The following is an 18902-nucleotide window of genomic DNA, read 5'->3' on the forward strand; positions in this document are numbered from 1 at the left end:
GAAAAAAACCATGGTAAAAAAAGGCCCCTCCGGGCTGCGTGTAGGGATCACCCTCTTTATCCGCGACGAAAATCAATCCATCTGGGAAAACGGCATTTTTCAGAATTGCTTTTTTCTGTTGATGCTGCTGCAGCGCTCGCCATTGGTGCAGAAGTGTTTCATCGTCAATGGAGGGCCGGGAGATCCGAAACAGGCAGGCAAGCTGTTTTCCGGGGTGGATCCGGAAATTCTCAGCATGACCGATGCCATGACGAGCCTCGATGTCATGATCGAGCTCAGCGCCCAGCTTTCCCCGGAATGGGCGCGCGCTTTTGAGGCGCGGGGCGGACGCATCATCGGCATGCATGTCGCCAATGATTTCATCATCGATGCCGAACGAATGGCGCATATGCTGCCCTCAGCTTTGTTGATGTCCGGCGTGCCCTACCATCAGATATGGACGCTTCCGGCCTTCGAGCGAACTTGCGGCGGTTATTATGGCGCGGGCCTGCGTGCGCCGGTGCGCGTTCTGCAGCATCTCTGGTCGCCGCTGCTGCTTACCAACGCGGCAGCGCAGCGCGGCGAAGGGCAAAATTTCGAATATGTGCCCGGCCGCAACCGCTGGCGCGTGGCGGTCATGGAGCCGAATATATGTGCGGTGAAGACCTGCCACATGCCGCTGCTCGTCTGCGATATGGCGCATCGGCTCGATGGCCGCGCCATTGAACACCTACGGGTTTTCTGCGCCTTCGAACTGGCGCAGAATGGTAATTTCGTCGCCTTTGCACGGGCCACCGATCTCGTGCGCCAGGGGCTTGCGACCTTCGAAGGGCGCTATCCGATTGTTGACATCATGGGGCCGATGGCCGACGTCATCGTCTCACATCATTGGGAAAACGCCCAGAATTATCTTTATTACGAGGCGCTGTTCGGCGGGTTTCCGCTTGTTCACAATTCTCGCCTGATGGACGGCTGCGGTTATTATTATTCGGATTTCGACCCTGAAGACGGGGCGGCGGCGCTCTTGCAGGCGCTTTTACAACACGACCGCAATCTCGATTCCTACAGGAGTGATGCACGTCGCCTGATCGCTAAACTCGATCCGCTCGCAGAACACAATATCGATGCCTATAGCGCCGCGATCGCAGGGTTATTCGAGGAGGGTAAACCTTGACGGGATCGAACAGAACCACTCCCGGTCATCGGCCCTTGAAGATCGGCATCACTATCGGCCTGCGCTCGTACGATGAAAGCCTGTGGACCAACGGCATCAAGCAGAATGCGCTGTTTCTGGCGAAGCTCTTTCAAGGCTCCGAACATGGACATCGCATCGTCCTGCTCAACACCACGGATGTACCCATCACCGACGGCCTGCCCTGGGATCGCAACCACTTCGAAACCAGAGCTTTCGACGAGGGTTTCGAGGAGCTGGACGTTCTCATCGAACTCGGCGGCCAGATTTGCCCGGAGCGCACCGAGGCGATCAAGCGCCAGGGCACGCGTCTCGTCAGCTATTGCTGCGGGCCGGAATATATTCAGAACATCGAGGCGATGATTTTTTCGCGCCGGCTTTACGACGGCATTTATATCAACGACCGTTATGACAGCCTCTGGATCATTCCACAGATATACAGGCTGAACCGGGGATTTTTACAGACGCTTCGCCGTTGCCCGGCGCGGCAGGTGCCGTTTGTCTGGCATCCGATGGCGATCGAACAGGCGTCCGCCGATCTGCCCGACCACGGCGAATATCGCCCTGTCGCCGGCCCCCGGCGGCTGGCGGTGGTGGAGCCGAATATCGACATCCTCAAATTCTGCCTCTATCCGATCTTCATCGCCGAAAACGCGTTTCGGCAGGCTCCCGATGAAATCGCCTTCATGCATGTGGCCAATGCCGACCGGTTCGTGCACGACAACGCCGAGTTTGCCGCTTTAATGCGGGAACTCGATATTGTTCGCGCCCGGAAAGCCAGCTTCATCGGCCGTGTGGTGACACCTCGCTTCCTGAAAGAGCATGCGGATGTCGTCATTTCACACCAATGGGGGTTGCCGCTCAACTATTTCTATCTGGAATGCTGCTGGCAGGGTTATCCGCTCATCCACAATGCCAGCCTCGTTCCCGGCCTCGGTTATTATTACGAGGGCAGCGAGATCGACGCCGGCGCGGAACGCCTGCTCCAGGTCCTTCACGGCCACGATGACAACTGGGAAGACTATGCCGAGGAGCAGCGACGCCGGATCTGGTGTTTCCACGCTGAAAATCCCGATCTCATCCGCCGGTATGACACGCTCCTCTTCGACCTTGTTTCCAGTGACACCTGATTTGAACCGCACTTCGACGCCTGGCGGCTGGTTCTTCCGGCTCCGCGGCGAAGGCATGACGCGAAAGGATTGACATGACCCATTCCCACAAAAACAACGACACTGCACCCATCTCCACGTCCGGCAATGCGCCGCCGCGACACAGGCTGAAGGTGGCGTGCGCCATAACAGTGCTTGGAGCTCTCGGCGCGCTCGTCGTCCCGGGCGGCGGCGGCGCGCAAACGCAGATTCAGCCGAACGCGGCGCAGACGCAGAATAACAGCCCGCAAAAAAAGGCGCTGAAAACAGCGCCGCCCGCCGCGCAGCCGAAAGCGATTTCCGGACCCCTTGCCAACATCGCCCTCGATTCCCTTTTTTTGGAGGAAGCGAGGAAAGTAAAGGCCACTGCCAGCTGCGCTTCTGTCTACGCTAAGCTCGGCAGAAATCTCACCGCGGGCTCCACTTTCACCATAAAAACGCAGGCGGAGAACCCGCAAACCGGCAAGTGCGGCATACAGGGCGTTATCGGCATGAATTATAGCAACCCCAGTGATTATTCGGGTCCGGCGGGGGGCGTCATTCTGGCGGTGCCGACCGAAAAGGGCTGTGAAGGCAATATGGTCCGTGTCGTTCCGTATCCGCAAAGCTGCGCGTCAGCGCAAGGTTTTCTGCCCCAGGGAAGCCGGCCGCAGCCTCCGCTGTCCGGCCTCGACATCGCTGCGCTGCCGGGGGGAGGGCAGGCGCTCTTCATCCCCGCCGTCAGCGGCTGCGTGGTGGTTTCATTCGGGACGCTCTGAGGGCTGAAGGCGCCTTGCCACTGTCGGTTCAGACGCGGGTGGCCTCCTCGATGAACCTGCGCACCAGCGGCAAATGCCGCCGCTCAGCAAGGCAGATCGCATATTCGTCGATGACCTCGCTTGCGTCGCGCAGCGGAACGAAGGCAAGACGGGCATCGTGGCCGAATTCCAGATCGGCGACCACCCCGCATCCCACCCCGTTTGCGATGGCTTCCCGCACGCCCTCGCGGGAGGAGATTTCGACCACCGGTTGAATGGCGATACCATGCTTTGCGAGATTGTTTTCAAAGATTTCGCGCGTGCGCGATCCGCGTTCACGCATGACGAAGGACATACCTTCGAGTTCGCACATGGAGACGTCCCGGCGCTGTGCCAGCGGATGCTGGGCCGGCACGCACAGGCCAAGACGCATGCTCAGAAACTTGACGCCATAAAGACGCGGATCGTCATCCGGCGTGCGGGCCGTGATAGCCACATCGGCGCGGTAGTCGATAATCTGCTCCACCACACGCGCGGAATTGTCGACCGAAAGGGAAAAGGTCAGCTGCGGCCGCTCCGCTTTCAGCCGTGAAAGGATCGGCAGTGGCAGGATGGGGCCATCGGCCGCGACGCGCAAATGCCCGCCCGTCGCGCCGGCTTCTCCGCGCAGAAAGGCTGTCGCCTCGTTTTCAGCCTGAAACAGGCGTGCGGTGATTTCGAACAGGCGCTGTCCCTGCGGGCTGAGGCTGACGCCTCGCGCTTTGCGCTCCAGAAGATTGACGCCGCCGATCGCTTCCAGATCCCGCACATGGGCCGACAATGTGGACTGGCTGATCGCCATGTCCCGCGCGGCCTGCGAAAAACCGCCCGATTGCGCAACGATGTGGAATGCCTTCAGCTGGGTGATCGACATGGGTTCCTGTTCTGCGACCGGCCGACAAGACAGCTGCCGGTGCGTCGCGATCATCGTTGAAAACGCTGACAAAGTTATGACATATACCTAAAGTGCCTCTTCACCTTACCTGCACAAACCGATGGCAGGCATGGGAAATCGCTATGGCAGGTTTACGATTTGTTAGGAAATCGTCATCCGGGCGTTAGTCCGCGCCTCTAATCGTGCCGGCATGGCCTCAGGGCCACTCCGTTTCACGAAAGGAAGGCCAAAGATATGACGACCTCCCCAAATCCGATCGCCAATCCCATCGAAACCGCTACCGACTGGCTGCTGGCTATTCCCGGCAAGTCCAGCGAGCAGCGCCTCCTGGTGTCGCCGAACGGCACCGGGCTCGCAACCAGCTACAGCCTTATCTACGACGTCTATTTTCCGAAGAACGGCAATGGCGGCTGGATGCCCTTCCTTCAGACCGACCTCCGAAACACGACCGACGGCGACTTTTTCGGCAGAGCAGACGGCAGTGGATATGAACTCGGTATCAACGGCGTTTATAGCGGCGCGGCCAAACTGGATGCCTGGAACCGCATCGGCGTGACGGTACAACGGGACGCCAATAACGGCGTCACGATGACGAAATATATCAACGGCGAACTCGTCGGCGACCAGAAGATCGACGACGCCGGCGGCCGCTTCACCATCGATATGGCAAAAGGCTTCCTGATCTTCGCGGATGAGGATGGCGAAACCTCGCCGGGTTATCTCAGCAATCTGTTTTTCATGAAAAACGCGCTGTCAAAAGAAGAGATGAACGCTCTCGGTGGTCCGAAGGCGGCGGGTATCTTGCCGTCTGAAGTTCGGGAAGCCGTAAATGCGCAGCCAAATTCGTTGGACGTTCTGGAATTCAACTTTGCGAAGGATTCAGCCGCGCCGGTGGTCGGGAGCGGCAAGATCGAGGCTGAAGGCAAGCCCCTCGTTTTCACCGATGCGGCCAAAGCGGGAATTCCCGTCATCGGCGCGAAGCCCGCCGTCGATCCGGTTCCTCCCGTGACGACGGCTGTCCTCGCCAAAACCGCCGCCATCAAGGATGTCATGGTGAAGTCCGGCGCGGCCGACATGACCATCGATCTTCTCAAGCATTTCTCCGGTGAGGCGCTGACATTCACCGTGCAGAACAGCAAGAACGAGGTTTTGAAAACCGCTCTGACCGACGGCAACAAGCTGACGCTGGACTTCGGCGCGCTCGGCCATTCCGATCTGCGCATCACGGCCACGGACGCCAAAGGCGCGTCGGTTTTTGACGACTTCCGTGTCCGCGTCGCCGGCCCGAACGCTTACACGGTCGCTGTTCTGCCCGATACGCAGGACTACACCGATACCAGCGTCACCAATGGCGCGCCGGAAACCTTCTACAGGATGACCGAATGGCTGGTCGCCAACAAAGAGACGCTGAACATCCAGTTCGTCGGTCACGTCGGCGACGTCACGCAGAACAATCTGGCGCATGAATGGGCGGTCGCCGAGAAGGCGATGCGCACGCTCGACGGCAAGCTTCCCTATTCGCTGCTGCCCGGCAATCACGATCAGGCCAATGGCGGCACGGCGGCGAACCATAGCTCGGTTTTCCTCGACAGGCTCTTTTCTCCCGAAAAGCAGGCGCAGACCAATCCCGGCACGTTCAAGGGTGTGTACGATCAGGAAACGACCTCAAGCCGCAACAATTACCACACATTCACCGCGCCGGAAGGCACCAAGTGGCTCATCCTGTCGATGGAATTCGGTCCGCGCGATGATGTGATCCGCTGGGCGTCGGAGGTGATCGAGCAAAATCTCGACCATCGCGTCATGATCCTGTCGCATTCCTTGACCAACTTCGCCAGCCGCCACGATCCCGCCGGCCTGTCGTTCTACGACGAGGGCTCGGCACGGGACTACGGCATGCGCAGTGATCCGCAGGGCGCCAATGACGGCGAAGCCGTCTATCGCATGCTTTCGGCCAAATATCCGAATATCTCGTTCACCTTCTCCGGCCATATTTTCGGCGACGGTGCGGAGACGAATATCAGCTACTCCCAGCATGGCAATCCCGTGCATGAAATGCTGGTCAACTACCAGAACGGCATTTCCAGGGAAATCACCGGTAACGGCAACGAGGCCCTGGGTAACCGAGGCGGCAACGGCGCGATCCGTTTGGTGACGATCGACCCCGACAATGACACCATCTATACCTCGACCTATTTCACCGAGTTCGACGACTACCTCGACGGCTACCGCGTGAAACCGGAACTCGACCGTGACGGTCTGACCGGCTATTATCGCGGTCATCAGGAAGTCTTCACGGGTGTCGATCTCGGCACGCCGGAGTTGCGCGCCATCGCCAAGGCGGGAAACGACAAGTTCGTCGCGGCCGAGGCAGGAAAGGACAAGGCTCTCGTCACCCTTGACGGCGACTGGACGCTGAATCCGAAGAATGACGTGGGACTTACCTATCGCTGGACCGACCGCGACGGCAAGGTCGTTTCCGAGAGCGCCAAGCCGAGCCTCGAACTTCAGGCCGGCCAGCACAAATTCACGTTGAGCGTGACCGACATCGACGGCCGCGTCACCACCGATAGCGTGACGGCCATCGTGAGTACGAACAACACGCTGCTCGTCGACAACTTCAATGACGGCAACAGCAACGGCTGGTCGGCGCCGGTCGCGAAAATCGCCACGAAGGTGGGAACCGTGTCGAGCTTCAATCTGCCGGCGCTTGCGGGCGGCGATGCGACGGTGGGATACATTCCCGGCCTCAGCGCAACGCAGGTTCTTCAGGTGAAAACGGTGAAGGAAATTCCCGCCCTGAAATCCTACTCGCTGATCTATGATCTGCTTATCCCGGCCGGGCAGGGCAACTGGTTCTCCTTCCTGCAGACGGACCCGAATAACAAATCGGATGCGGAACTCTTTTTCCAGAAATCCAGCGGCGGCATCGGCATCAACAACGATTACGAGGGCGCTCTGACCGTCGACGCCTGGCACCGGGTGGCGTTCACCGTTCAGGACAAGGGAACGAGCGTTCTCATCACCAAATATATCGACGGTGTAAAGGTCGGCGACACCACAATGTCGGGCAGCAACTATGCCCGTTATCTGCTTGACCTGAAAAAAGGCGTCTTGCTGTTCTCGGATGAAAGCAACGAAACGTCCGGGACCTATGTGTCGAGCGTGCTTATCACCGACAAGGTCTATACCGATGCCGAAATAGCGGCGCTCGGCACGGCAAAGGCGGGCGGCATTGCCGCGACGGCCCCAACGCCGTTTTCGTCGCAGATCAATTTCGGCGCTACGACCCTCACTGATGATTTCGGCAATGCGACCGCGCTGATCGGCACGATCGCCCCGCCGAGCAATTTCCTCGTGAAAGGATCGGCCACGATCCGCAACACGACGGCCGAGAAACAGGCCGCTCCCGAGGGAAGTGTTTTCGAACAGAGCGACAGCGCCGACAACATCCTCGTCTGGAGCGATCCGTCGGCGAAGACCTGGTCGAACTACGTTTATGAAGCAACGCTGGTCGCCACCGACAATGACGGCATCGGCATCGTCTTCGCCTTCCAGGACCGCGCCAATCATTACCGGCTGGTTCTCGACGCGGAGACCAATTCCCGCAAGCTCGTGAAGCTGATGGACGGTGTCGAGACCGTGCTGGCCAGCGATTTCAGCGGCACGCCATGGAACCGCGATTTCGCAGTCAAGGTTGCTCTCGTGAACGGCAAGATCGATGCCTTCCTAGATGGCCGCAGCCTGTTCGGCACCGTAACCGACGCGGCCCCGCTTGCCGGCGGTACTGTCGGTTTCTACTCCAACGGCCAGCGCAGCTCGCAATTCGACAATGTGACCGTGAACAAGGTCGCGTTGACCGCCCATGCGGGTGACGATGCGCGCCTGATCGACCTCGACGGTGACGGCCGTGTGACTGTCTCGCTGAGCGCCGAGGGTTCCTACGGCCTTGCCGATATCGCCAGCTATGTCTGGACGGATGCAAAGGGCGCCGTCGTGGCCGAGGGCAAAAACGCCGAGGTCGTTCTGGCGACCGGCCGTCAGGCCTTGACCCTCACGGTCACGGATGCTGCCGGCAGGACCGCCACCGACACCAAGCTGGTGGAGGGTATCGCCAAGAGCCGGGTCCTGCTTTCCGAGAATTTCGACACGGCCGACGCGCTCAGCCGCTGGACCATCGTCGACGAAGGCGAGTTGGGCGGTGTCGGCCCGGACGGCAAGTCCTCGCAATGGGAGCTTAAGGACGGGCAACTCGTGCAGCTTTCCGACCTGCGCAGCCGCGAACTGACCTGGAACGGCGCCAGCAACGCCGATTTCTGGAAACGCGGCTGGAGCCCCCTCGGCGATGGAGTCAACATGCTGCGACGGGGCACCCAGGCGATCTATAACGATCCGGCGGCCAAGGACTGGACGGACTACGCCATTGAGGCAACGATCAAGACGCCGGATAACGAGGCGCTCGGCTTCCTCATCCACTATGTGGATGCGAAGAACTATTACAAGATCGAACTCAATGCGAATGGCACCTATGACAGCAACGCCGGCAACGGCGCCGGCAGCATCTTCCAGCTGCTCAGCGTCACCGACGGTGTCGAGCGTGTGCTCACTCAGATGCCGGCGAAATATACGCCCGGCGAGACCTTCAACCTGCGGGTCGAGGTCATGGGCAACAAGATCCAGGCCTATGTCGATGGAATGGATCTCTTCGCCTATCCGATCGAGGATCGCGCAGTGGATAAGGGTACAATCGCGCTCTACTCATGGGGCAGCGCCGGCGTCGCCTTCGACAATGTAAGGGTGGTCGATCTGAAAACCGGTCCCGACGCCGTGAGGAAACTCAATGGTACGGAGACTGCCGATACGCTTGCCGGCGGTGAAACCGACGACAGGATACTCGGCCTCGGCGGCAATGACAGGCTGCTCGGCAACGGCGGCAACGACCGTCTTGACGGCGGCGACGGCAACGACATTCTTTCCGGCGGCGCCGGTAACGACGCGCTCGTTGGCGGCGTCGGTCACGACTATCTGCTTGGCGATGGCGGCAAGGACATTATTTCGGGCGGTCTCGGCGATGACTTTATCGAAGGCGGTCGCGGCAACGATCTTCTGATCGGCGGCGCGGGTTCGGACACCTATCGTTACGGTCGCGGCGACGGCTCTGACGACATCGTCGACGCCGCAGCGACAGTGGATGGCAACGATCTGCTGCACCTCCACGATATCGCCAGAAGCGAAGCCGTGCTGCGCAAGTTCGGCGATGCGGTGGAAATCGAGTTCTCCACGGGCGAAAAGCTGTCGCTGCGCGGCCAGCTGGTCGATGGCGGTATCGAAACCCTGATTTTTGCCGATGGCACGCAACTCAACCGTGAGAAGATCGCCAGCAGCCTCGTCAATCGCAGTCCCGTCGCCGTGAACGATACGCTCGCGGCGGTCGATGAGGATGCGGCTTCCTTCCTCATTTCGTTCCAGAGCCTGCTCGCCAATGACAAGGATGCCGATCTCGATCGGCTTGCTGTCACTGAGATCGTCTCCGTGGTCGGCGGCACCGCGACGCTGGAAGAAACCGGTATCCGCTTCACGGCGGCAGCCGATTTCTACGGCAAAGCGTCCTTCGGCTACAAGATCGCCGACGGTCGCGGCGGTGTCAGCGAGGCGACCGCCTCCTTCACCGTCAAACCGGTCAACGACGCGCCTGTCGCGGCCGCCCAATCGGCGGTGACGGATGAGGATGCGGCTCTCAGCGGCGCAATCGTCGCTTCGGACATGGACGGCGATACGCTGGCCTATGCGCTGAAGACCGGCGCGAATGCCGCCAATGGCGAGGTTCGCCTCGATGCCGCCACCGGCGCATGGGTCTATACGCCGAAAGCCGACTTCAACGGCGCCGACAGCTTCACCGTCATCGTTTCGGACGGCAAAGGCGCGAGCGTCGAAAGCATTGTCACCGTCACCGTCCGGCCCGTCAATGACGCGCCTGTCGCCGTCGAAGACAGGGTCGCCGTTTCGGAAAAGGACACCGAAGCCTTCGACCTCGTCGCCAACGATACGGACATCGAGGGTGATCGCCTGACGCTGGTGAAGGTTGCGGTCGCTTCCGTGGCGGGCATCGCCCTCACCAGCGAGCAGGCAGCGTCCGCCTTCTCGGTCATCGACGGAAAACTGGTCGTCGATCCGTCCTCCGCCTTCGCGGCGCTGGAAGACGAGCAGCAGGCGAGCGTCACGCTCACCTATACCGTTCGCGACGCCAATGGCGGCGAAGCCGAGGGCAAGACCACGGTGACGGTGGATGGCTACACCGAATACACCATGGTCAGCGGCACCGGCAGCGAAGATTTCCTGATCGGGGGTGACCGCAAGGAAATGATATCGAGCGGTGCTGGCGACGACACCATCCTCGCCGGTGGCGGTGACGATATGGTCGATGCCGGTGCGGGCAATGACCGCATCCTCGCCGGCGACGGCAAGGACATGGTGGATGGCGGTGCGGGCAACGACGTTCTGATGGGCGGCGACGGCAAGGACGCACTTCTCGGCGGCGCCGGAAACGACTTCCTGAGCGGCGAGGCTGGTGACGACACGCTGAACGGCGGCGCTGGCAACGATGTTCTGGTTGGCGGCAGCGGCGCGGATAGCTTCGTGTTCGCGGCTGGTAACGGCCGGGACGTGGTGCGGGACTTCGAGGCCGGTACGGCCGGCAAGGACGTCGTCGTCCTCTCGAAGGATGTGTTTGCGGACTACCAGACGCTCATGTCCTCGGGTGCGCTCGCCGATGGTGAGAACGGCGCGCAGCTTGCCTTCAACGACGGTTCTTCCGTCACCTTCAACGGTGTGAAGACTGAGCAGTTCGCGATCGACGATTTCCGCTTCGCCTGATCTTTGAAAGGCGCATCCGCAAAGATGCGCCTTTTCCACCTTTGCGGCCGGCCGTCTTGCCATTCCAGCGCCGGCCGAGACCGCCGCCGCCAGAGCAATGGGTTTGTAAAATGCGTTTCAACTCTGCCAATAATAACGTCGCCAATAACAATATCCGCAGGAGCTGCGGCGTGTTCGCCGGATGTACCGGCGCATTCATCGGCATCGGCCTGATGAGCGCTCTCGTCAATATTCTTTATCTCACCGGCTCGCTGTTCATGATGGAAGTCTATGACCGCGTCCTGCCGAGCCGCAGCCTGCCGACGCTGGTAGCGCTCTTCGCCATCGTGGTGGTGCTTTATGCATTTCAGGGCCTGTTCGATGCCCTGCGTGGCCGATTGCTGGTACGCATCGCCGATCGTCTCGATCAGGTGCTGTCGTCGAGGATTTTCGATGCCGTGATCGGTCTGCAACTGCGTCTTCCCGTCAGCGGGCGCCAGGCGCAGCCGCTGCGCGATCTCGATACGATCCGTTCCTTCCTGTCGGGAAGCGGTCCCATAGCGCTGTTCGATCTGCCCTGGTTGCCGTTCTACATCGCCATCTGTTTCGCCTTTCACTTCTGGCTCGGTGTGACAGCGCTTGCCGGGGCCGCCATTCTCACCGTCATCACGCTGATTACCGAACTGGCCTCGAAACGATCAGTGGAAGAGGCGGCCGGTCATTCCGTCAAACGCAGCCGGCTGGCCGAGGCGAGCCGACGCAACGCCGATATCGTCACGGTCATGGGCATGATGCCGCGGCTGCGGGAACGCTGGCAGCGGGATAACCGTGCCTTCGTTCGCGAACAGCGGTCGGCAAGCGATGTCGCTTCCGGTTTCGGGGTTGTCAGCAAGGTGCTGCGCATGGTGCTGCAATCCGGCATTCTGGCGGTCGGGGCATGGCTCGTCATCAACGAGCAGGCGACGCCCGGCATCATCATCGCCGGTTCGATCCTGTCGGCGCGCGCGCTCGCGCCTGTCGATCTTGCCATCGCCAACTGGAAAGGTTTCATCGCCGCCCGGCAAAGCCGCCGCCGTCTGGAAAAAACCCTGACGCTGCTGTCCGATACACCGGCGCGGATGGACCTTCCGGCGCCGCATGCCCTGTTGTCGGTCGAACGGGTCGTCGCCATCCCCCCGGAAACAGCTGAGCCGGTGCTCCAGGATATAACCTTCTCGCTCGTCGCGGGCAGTGGCCTCGGTGTAATCGGTGCAAGCGGCTCGGGCAAAAGTTCGCTTGCGCGCCTGCTCGTCGGCCTTTGGTGGCCCCAAAAAGGCGCGGTTCGTCTGGACGGCGCAACGCTGGATCAGTGGCCGGCTGCGGCCCTTGCGCGGCATATCGGTTATTTGCCGCAATCCATCGAACTCATGGACGGCACGATTGCCGAAAACATCGCTTCCTTCGATCCGGAAGCCACGTCGGAAAAGATCATCGCTGCGGCGCGTGCGGCGCGCATCCACGATCTCGTCGTCAGCCTGCCGGACGGCTATTCCACCGAAGTGGGTGAAACCGGTCGGCAATTATCGGCCGGACAGAAGCAGCGGATCGCACTTGCAAGAGCGCTTTATGGCGACCCCTTCCTCGTCGTGCTCGACGAGCCGAATTCCAATCTCGATTCCGAGGGTGAGGATGCGCTGACGGCGGCCATTCTCGGTATTCGCGAGCGTGGCGGCGTGGCTGTCATCATCGCCCACCGCCCGAGCGCGCTTCTGGCCGTGGACAAGGTGCTGATGCTTGCCGACGGGCGCCAGCAGGCTTTCGGCCCCAAGGAAGAGGTGCTCGCCAAAGTGCTGCGGCCGGTCGGCGGTAGCGCCGGTGCTCTCAAGGTCGTGCAGGCCGCTGAAGCTGGAAAGGTATGAAAATGGATGAATGGCAGACACTCCGACGCTCTATCCGCAATCACCTCTTCGTTGGCGGGCTGGGCTTTCTGACCCTGACCGGCGTTTTCGGCGGTTGGGCCGTTGGCACCGAGATTGCCGGCGCGGTGATCGCGCAAGGCTCTCTGGTGGTGGAAACCAGCCTGAAAAAAGTCCAGCATCCGGTGGGCGGCGTGGTCAGCGAACTGATGGTGCGGGACGGAGACCGTGTAAAGGCGGGAGACGTGGTCATGCGTATCGATGCGACGATGACCAAGGCCAATCTCGCCATCATCGTCAAAAGCCTCGATCAATTCACCGCCCGCAAGGCGCGGCTGGAGAGCGAGCGTGACCGGGCTGGCCGGGTGGTTTTTCCGCACGCTTTGTCAGATCGGGCCGGCGATGCCGAGGTTCTGGCGATGATGAATGCCGAACAGCTTCTTTATGAAAATCGCAAGGCCGTCCGCGAAAGCAAAAAACGCCAGCTCGAACAGCGCGTGCGGCAGCTTCGCGATGAGATAAGCGGCATGGAGGCCGAGCGCGCGGCGAATTTCCGCGAACAGGGCATGGTCGATGAGGAGCTCATCCGCTTTCGCTCGCTGCATGAAAGGGGCCTGATGGAAAAAAGCCGGCTCAGCACCTTGGAGCGTCAGGCGACGGATATCGACGGTGATATCGGTCGGCTGATGGCCGGCATTGCCGGGGTTGAGGCGAAAATCAGCGAAACCGCGCTGCAGATCCTGCAGATCGACGAACAATGGTCGGAAGAGGTGGGGTCCGATCTGCGCGAAATGGATGCCCGTATCGGCGAATATGTCGAGCGTCGGGTGGCGGCCGAAGACCAGTTGAAACGTGTCGATATTCTCGCGCCGCAGGATGGGGTGGTGCATCAATTGTCAGTGCACACCGTCGGCGGTGTTGTCGCGCCTGGCGAACAGATCATGATGATCGTGCCTGAAGTCGACAAGCTGGTGGTGGAGGCCAAGGTCGCGCCGCAGGATATCGACCAGATCTATTACGGGCAGGCGACGAATCTGCGGTTTTCCGCCTTCAATCAGAAGACGACGCCGGAAATCACCGGAACGGTGGAGCGCATTTCGGCCGACGTGACGGTGGATCAGCGAACGGGCACCAGCTATTACCTTGTGCGTGTCGCAACCTCACAGGAACAGATAAAGCGGCTGGGCGAATTCAGTCTCATGCCCGGCATGCCGGTGGAAGCCTTCATCACGACAGGCGAAAGAAGCGTATTGTCGTATTTTCTGAAACCGCTGCTCGATCAGGCAAACCGCACCTTCCGCGAGGCCTGAGCGGCAGGCGGCCCGATGGGTTGCGGAAGGCAATAGCAGGATCACCCGTGCAAAACGCCGTGCGTCGTCAGGCGCACGGGGTTGCACTGTTTTATAAGGCGCGCGGAAATCTTCTTCCGCCCTTCCGGCCCCGAGCCGGTATTCAGCCATGGCGCGTCTGCGCCGTAAAAGGGTCTCTCACGATCCATGATTGGGCCATGCAAGATACTGGGAACAGGTTCGGGCGTAACCAAGTGTGGATGCGCCACTTCGCAAAAGCACGCTTTTCGGAACCTGGTAAAACGCCGCATGTCCTTTCGGGCACGCGGCGTTTTATCGTGAAACCGGATCGTGATTTCCATCGCGATCCGGCACTGTTTATGCCGATGCCTCAGCCGATCTTCACATTGTCGTCGCGCTTGATGGCGATGACCGCCGAGCGCGGCAGCTTGCCTTCGCCATCCGGGAAGGGGGCGTCGGGGTGCTGGATGCCGACAAAGTGGGTGCGCTTGTCGCCGGACCAGGTCTGGCCGGTGACTTCGGAACCCTTCGGCGCGGTCAGGAAGCGCTCGATGCGGCCGGTGGCCGGGTCGCCCGCCAACATCTGGTTGTTGCCCTGGCCGGCGAAGGCGCCTTCATTGCTGTCCTCGCCGTCGGTCTGGATCCAGAGCAGACCGGTCGAGTCGAACATCATGCCGTCGGGCGAGTTGAACATGTTGCCTTCGTTGATGTTCGAAGAACCGGCATAGGCGTCCTTGTGGACGGAGGGATTGCCGGCCATGCAGAACAGGTCCCACTTGAACTTGCCGTCCGCATGGTCGTCATTTTCCGGATACCAGCGCACGATCTGGCCGTATTCGTTCTTTTCGCGCGGGTTGGCGGCATTGATCGCCATGGCGTCGCCGCCGGCATTGGCGCGCAGCTTGCCATCCTTCATTTCGCCGCGGCGGCTGTTGTTGGTCAGCGCGCAATAGGCTTCGATGGCGACCGGGTTGATGGCAACCCACTCCGGACGGTCCATGGTCGTCGCACCCACCTTGGAAGCGGCCTGGCGGGTGAAGACGCAGATTTCGTCGATCTTCATGCCCGTCGTTTCCGGCGTCAGGGCCAGCCACTCGCCGGCGCCGTCATCCGAGAACTTGGCGACGAAGAGGGTGCCTTCGTCGAGCAGCTTCGAGGTGTCGCCGCCCGGCACGTAAATGCCGTTGGAGACGAATTTATAGAGGAATTCACCACGCTCGTCGTCACCCATGTAAACGACGACACGGCCGTCCCGGGCGATGACCACGGCGGCGTTTTCATGCTTGATACGGCCAAGCGCGGTGCGCTTGATCGGAGTGGAGGAAGCGTCCGAAGGATCGATCTCGACCACGTAACCGGCACGGCGCGGTTCGTTCGGGTTCTTGGCGACGTCGAAACGCGCGTCGAACTTCTCATAGGCATAACGCGTTTCGGCGACGATGCCATAGCGCTTGTAGTCGTCAGGCAGCTTGAAGGCGGCGTCGGTGGTGCCGAAATAGCCGTTGAAGTTTTCTTCGCAGGTGAGGTAGGTGCCCCACGGCGTGCGGCCGGCGCCGCAATTGTTGAAGGTTCCAAGACAGTCGACACCCTTTGGGTCGGCGGCGGTCTTGACGAGATCGGAGCCGGCGGCCGGGCCGGAAAGCTTCATCGGTGTATTGTGGTGAATACGGCGGTTGAAGGGGCTGTCGAGAACGATTTTCCAGCCGTCCTTGTCTTCCGCGACTTCCATGACGGTGACGCCCTGCATGTTCTGCAGGATTTTTACGTCGTCGGCCGTCTTCGGATTGCCCTTTTCAGCATGCGGCAGGTTGATTTCCGGGTTCACATATTCATGGTTGACGGCGATCAGCTGGTGGCTGCCGACCACGAAGAGTTCCATGCCATCGGTGTTTTCGCCGAAGACCTTGTCTGAGTTTTCAACGCTGACGCCCTTGGCGGGGTCGAGATCGGGAACGTTAGAGAACAGCGGCTGGCCCCATTTCGCCAGCGGCTTCCAGTTATAACCTTCCGGCACGTGGATGGTGTGGTCGGTGGCAGCCGCCACCGGCTTGAAGGGGAAGCGGCCGGCAGCGGCTTCCTGCGCCTCGGCCGAGGTGCTGACCATCAGGTTGCCGAGCGTGCCCATGGCGGCAGCCGCCGAGCCGAAGGCAAGCGCGCCACCGAGGAAACCGCGGCGGGAAATCGCGCTTTCGACAACGCGGTCGAAATCGGTTTCGGCCGGCGGCGGGTTTTGCAGTTCGTCCCACTCGTCCCAGGACAGCTTGCTGGTATCGATGTCGCTCATGTCGTATCTCCACGTTGCATGTTTGGAATCATTCCAACAAGCTGCGTACCGTCCGAGTGTTTCACACGGATGACGGGAGGATGAGCTTCAAACATGACTGTCTGAGGACAGAATTTACCCTTTTTCCCTCAATACGGGAGAAGGATACGGGTGAGCAGGAACCCTTCGAAATGGCAGAAGCGGAAGGCAATCTCCGTTCCGCTGCGCCATTTTCCGTTAAGGTCGGCCGTCAGGCGCAGCGAGGCCAAGCCGTTTGCGTCGAAGCCGGCTAATTCGGCCGCCTCGAAAAAGAAAAACCGCTTCACTGTTGGATGAAGCGCCTTGAACAGGCTTTCCTTGGCCGAAAAAATCAGCCCGACCATGAAGGGGTCGATGGCGTTGCCGAGGTTGTGGCGCTCATTTTCCGTCAAGGCCTGTCGGGCGATGTCGCGGGCCTCGTCTTCGTTCAGTATCCTTTCAATATCGATACCGATGCCGCGGAACCGCCCGGAAGGGCCGGCAAGCGCAATCGCCCGGTCTTGGCTGTGGGAGATGGCGCCGACCACGCCTTCGGGCCAGAGGGGCGCGCGGTCCGCACCCATGCCGGGAAAGGTGGTGCGGCCGGTGAGGCGGCGGATGGCTTCCGCCGCGCATCTGCGCCCGGCGATGAACTCCGCCTTGCGTTTTGGCACTGCGCGTAAAAGCTGCGGCGGCAAGGGAGGGACCTCGCCGCCGCCGCCTTCATCGGCGCTGTAACGAAGGGTGAGGCAATGGCAATCGCAGCTGTCGTCCGGCCAAGGCCAGATGGCCTCCGGTGGATCGCCGGAGACGACTTCGCGATGAAACGCCGTTGCAACGGCCATGTCCGTCACCCTCATTCAGCGGCCTAGATCATGATGAGAGCGGGTTTCAGGCGAAAACCGCTCACATTTTTCGCGATCCCGCTTCTGTTCAGGCCGCAAGCGTGGCGCCGCCGTCAACGACGATCTGCTGCATCGTCACATGGCCGGCCTGATCAGAGGCGAGGAAGAGTACCGTATCGGCGATATCGTCCGGTCTTGCGATCTTGCCGAGCGGAATGCCGAGCTTGAACTGCTCGGGTAGCCCCTCGACCAGCCGCTGTTTGCCGGCGGGATCGCTCAACATGCCGGCGAGCATCGGTGTGTCGGTTGAACCGGGTGAAACCACGTTGCAGCGCACGCCATAGGGCGCGAGCTCAAGGGCGGCGCAATGGCTGAGGCTGACCAGCGCCGCTTTGGAAGCGCAATAGGCCATCATGCCGATGCGCGGCACGACGGCGGCATTGGAACCGACATTGACGATCGCGCCGCGCCGCTGTCGCTTGAAGGTGCCGCTCCATTGCCGCAACATATGGAAAGGCCCGGCGGCGTTGACGTCCATGCAGGCTTTCCAGTCTTCCGGCGTCAGGCTTTCGCTGTCACCGAGCCGCAATATGCCGGCGGCATTGACCAGAATATCGAGCCCGCCCCATTCGCTTTGAATTGCCTTGCAGACCGTTTCCACCGCCGCCGCGTCGGTGATGTCGAGCGCGATCTGGCGGAAGGGCGCTTCCGCCGTCTCGGCCCGAAGGTCGAGGCCGATGACCTCGGCCCCTTCCTCAATGAAACGTTCGGCGATGCGGCGGCCGATGCCCTGGGCCGTGCCCGTCACCAGCACACGCCGTCCGGTAAATCTCTGTTGCGTCATCTTGTCCGTCCGCTCAGGCTGCGAGCCGCTTTTCTTCGATCAGCGCCCACCAGGCGGAGAGTGTGGGCACGCGGGCGAGCTCGTCAAAACCGACGGTGACACCGCGCTCCTTCAGCTCGCCGGCGAGCTTCATCACCTGTAGCGAATCCAGCCCGTAGAAGATCAGGTTCTCATCGGGGTCGATATCGCTTTCGTCCTCGACCATCTGCAGGACGCGGGCCTTCAGCCATTCGCTGATATCACCGGCCTGCCCGGCGCCGACAAGGCTGGCGGTGTCGATCACCACGCCGCAGCGCGTCGCTACATATTGCAGCGCCATGCGATGTTCGGCCTCGGAAAAATCGGCAACCCCGTCACCGACCATGAAGGGCTGGATATCCTTCATGAAGGCTTCCACCGCCGTCATCATGCAGCCGATATGGGCGTAAACGCCACCGACGATGATCTGGTCGCGGCCCCAGCCCTTCATGCGTTCGGCTAGGTCGGAACGCTGGAAGGCGCTGTAGCGCCATTTGGTCAGCACCACGTCGTCAGGCGTCGGGGCGAGCTTGTCCACCACCTTCTGCAATTCAGGATCGACGACGGTGAGACCCGGGCCCCACATGTCGTTCAGGAGCGCGCGGTCGCCGGGCGGCTGGTTATGCGGCTGGGCGGTATAGATGACCGGGACGCCGTTCTGAACGGCCCATGCCTTCACCCTTGCGAGATTGTCGATGAGGGTGGTCATCAACTTGCCGTCGGCCTCGTAGAACCGAAGGAAATAACGCTGCATGTCGTGGATGAGGAGCACGGCGCGTTTCGCATCGGGCTGCCATTTTGTCTTGTTGACCGGAAAGCTCGCGGCGACCGGCATCGGATAGTCGGAAATGGTGGGGATCGTCATGA

General features: G+C 60.9%; 11 protein-coding genes. 6 read left to right on the forward strand and 5 right to left on the reverse strand.

The features are described from left to right. Positions 1–10 precede the first annotated feature (10 nt). The 3 genes from AC5YUO_RS23265 to AC5YUO_RS23275 all read left to right on the forward strand — a co-directional run bounded on the left by AC5YUO_RS23265 (position 11) and on the right by AC5YUO_RS23275 (position 3077). On the forward strand, positions 11–1153 hold the full coding sequence (locus AC5YUO_RS23265) for a DUF2827 domain-containing protein (protein ID WP_496155412.1): 1143 nt from the start codon (positions 11–13) through the stop codon (positions 1151–1153). Beyond that, positions 1150–2301 carry a DUF2827 domain-containing protein gene (locus tag AC5YUO_RS23270; RefSeq protein WP_496155413.1) on the forward strand — a complete coding sequence of 384 codons (1152 nt, stop codon included), beginning with the start codon at positions 1150–1152 and terminating at the stop codon, positions 2299–2301. Before AC5YUO_RS23265 ends, AC5YUO_RS23270 begins: the two co-directional genes overlap by 4 nt. A gap of 74 nt (positions 2302–2375) precedes the next feature. Then, on the forward strand, positions 2376–3077 hold the full coding sequence (locus tag AC5YUO_RS23275; RefSeq protein ID WP_496155414.1) for a hypothetical protein: 702 nt from the start codon (positions 2376–2378) through the stop codon (positions 3075–3077). A gap of 28 nt (positions 3078–3105) precedes the next feature. Here the strand turns inward: AC5YUO_RS23275 and AC5YUO_RS23280 are convergent, their stop codons facing one another. Continuing rightward, the gene (locus tag AC5YUO_RS23280; protein WP_496155415.1) at positions 3106–3969 is read right to left on the reverse strand and encodes a LysR substrate-binding domain-containing protein; all 864 of its coding nucleotides are present in this window, start codon (positions 3967–3969) and stop codon (positions 3106–3108) included. Between the two features lie 255 nt (positions 3970–4224). Between AC5YUO_RS23280 and AC5YUO_RS23285 the strand changes: the two genes are divergently transcribed. From AC5YUO_RS23285 to AC5YUO_RS23295, 3 genes are all read left to right on the forward strand, one after another. After that, complete coding sequence (locus AC5YUO_RS23285; protein WP_496155416.1) at positions 4225–10863, forward strand: Ig-like domain-containing protein; 6639 nt, start codon at positions 4225–4227, stop codon at positions 10861–10863. A 110-nt stretch (positions 10864–10973) separates the two neighbouring features. Beyond that, positions 10974–12740 (forward strand): type I secretion system permease/ATPase, encoded by a 1767-nt coding sequence (locus AC5YUO_RS23290; RefSeq protein WP_496155417.1) that lies wholly within the window; start codon positions 10974–10976, stop codon positions 12738–12740. Between the two features lie 2 nt (positions 12741–12742). After that, entirely contained in the window at positions 12743–14047 is a 1305-nt protein-coding gene (locus AC5YUO_RS23295) for an HlyD family type I secretion periplasmic adaptor subunit (RefSeq protein WP_496155418.1), read from the forward strand. 370 nt (positions 14048–14417) lie between these two features. On the opposite strand, the gene AC5YUO_RS23300 is transcribed toward AC5YUO_RS23295, so the two are convergent. The 4 genes from AC5YUO_RS23300 to AC5YUO_RS23315 all read right to left on the reverse strand — a co-directional run bounded on the left by AC5YUO_RS23300 (position 14418) and on the right by AC5YUO_RS23315 (position 18900). Next, positions 14418–16331 (reverse strand): PhoX family protein, encoded by a 1914-nt coding sequence (locus AC5YUO_RS23300; RefSeq protein ID WP_496155419.1) that lies wholly within the window; start codon positions 16329–16331, stop codon positions 14418–14420. Between the two features lie 128 nt (positions 16332–16459). Continuing rightward, positions 16460–17173, reverse strand: coding sequence for a 4'-phosphopantetheinyl transferase family protein (locus AC5YUO_RS23305; RefSeq protein WP_496155420.1), 714 nt, complete (start codon positions 17171–17173; stop codon positions 16460–16462). A gap of 88 nt (positions 17174–17261) precedes the next feature. Continuing rightward, entirely contained in the window at positions 17262–18017 is a 756-nt protein-coding gene (dhbA, locus tag AC5YUO_RS23310; protein WP_496155421.1) for a 2,3-dihydro-2,3-dihydroxybenzoate dehydrogenase, read from the reverse strand. A 13-nt stretch (positions 18018–18030) separates the two neighbouring features. Then, positions 18031–18900, reverse strand: coding sequence for an isochorismatase (locus tag AC5YUO_RS23315; RefSeq protein ID WP_496155422.1), 870 nt, complete (start codon positions 18898–18900; stop codon positions 18031–18033). Positions 18901–18902 lie beyond the last annotated feature (2 nt).

Source organism: Agrobacterium sp. LEGMi-208b (genome assembly GCF_059511785.1).

Bases quoted from the DNA above. Each gene is read 5' to 3' on its own strand.
- AC5YUO_RS23315 (WP_496155422.1), bottom strand. From the start codon at position 18,900: ATGACGATCCCCACCATTTCCGACTATCCGATGCCGGTCGCCGCGAGC.
- dhbA (WP_496155421.1), bottom strand. From the start codon at position 18,017: ATGACGCAACAGAGATTTACCGGACGGCGTGTGCTGGTGACGGGCACG.
- AC5YUO_RS23280 (WP_496155415.1), bottom strand. From the start codon at position 3,969: ATGTCGATCACCCAGCTGAAGGCATTCCACATCGTTGCGCAATCGGGC.
- AC5YUO_RS23300 (WP_496155419.1), bottom strand. From the start codon at position 16,331: ATGAGCGACATCGATACCAGCAAGCTGTCCTGGGACGAGTGGGACGAA.
- AC5YUO_RS23305 (WP_496155420.1), bottom strand. From the start codon at position 17,173: ATGGCCGTTGCAACGGCGTTTCATCGCGAAGTCGTCTCCGGCGATCCA.
- AC5YUO_RS23290 (WP_496155417.1), top strand. From the start codon at position 10,974: ATGCGTTTCAACTCTGCCAATAATAACGTCGCCAATAACAATATCCGC.
- AC5YUO_RS23265 (WP_496155412.1), top strand. From the start codon at position 11: ATGGTAAAAAAAGGCCCCTCCGGGCTGCGTGTAGGGATCACCCTCTTT.
- AC5YUO_RS23295 (WP_496155418.1), top strand. From the start codon at position 12,743: ATGGATGAATGGCAGACACTCCGACGCTCTATCCGCAATCACCTCTTC.
- AC5YUO_RS23285 (WP_496155416.1), top strand. From the start codon at position 4,225: ATGACGACCTCCCCAAATCCGATCGCCAATCCCATCGAAACCGCTACC.
- AC5YUO_RS23275 (WP_496155414.1), top strand. From the start codon at position 2,376: ATGACCCATTCCCACAAAAACAACGACACTGCACCCATCTCCACGTCC.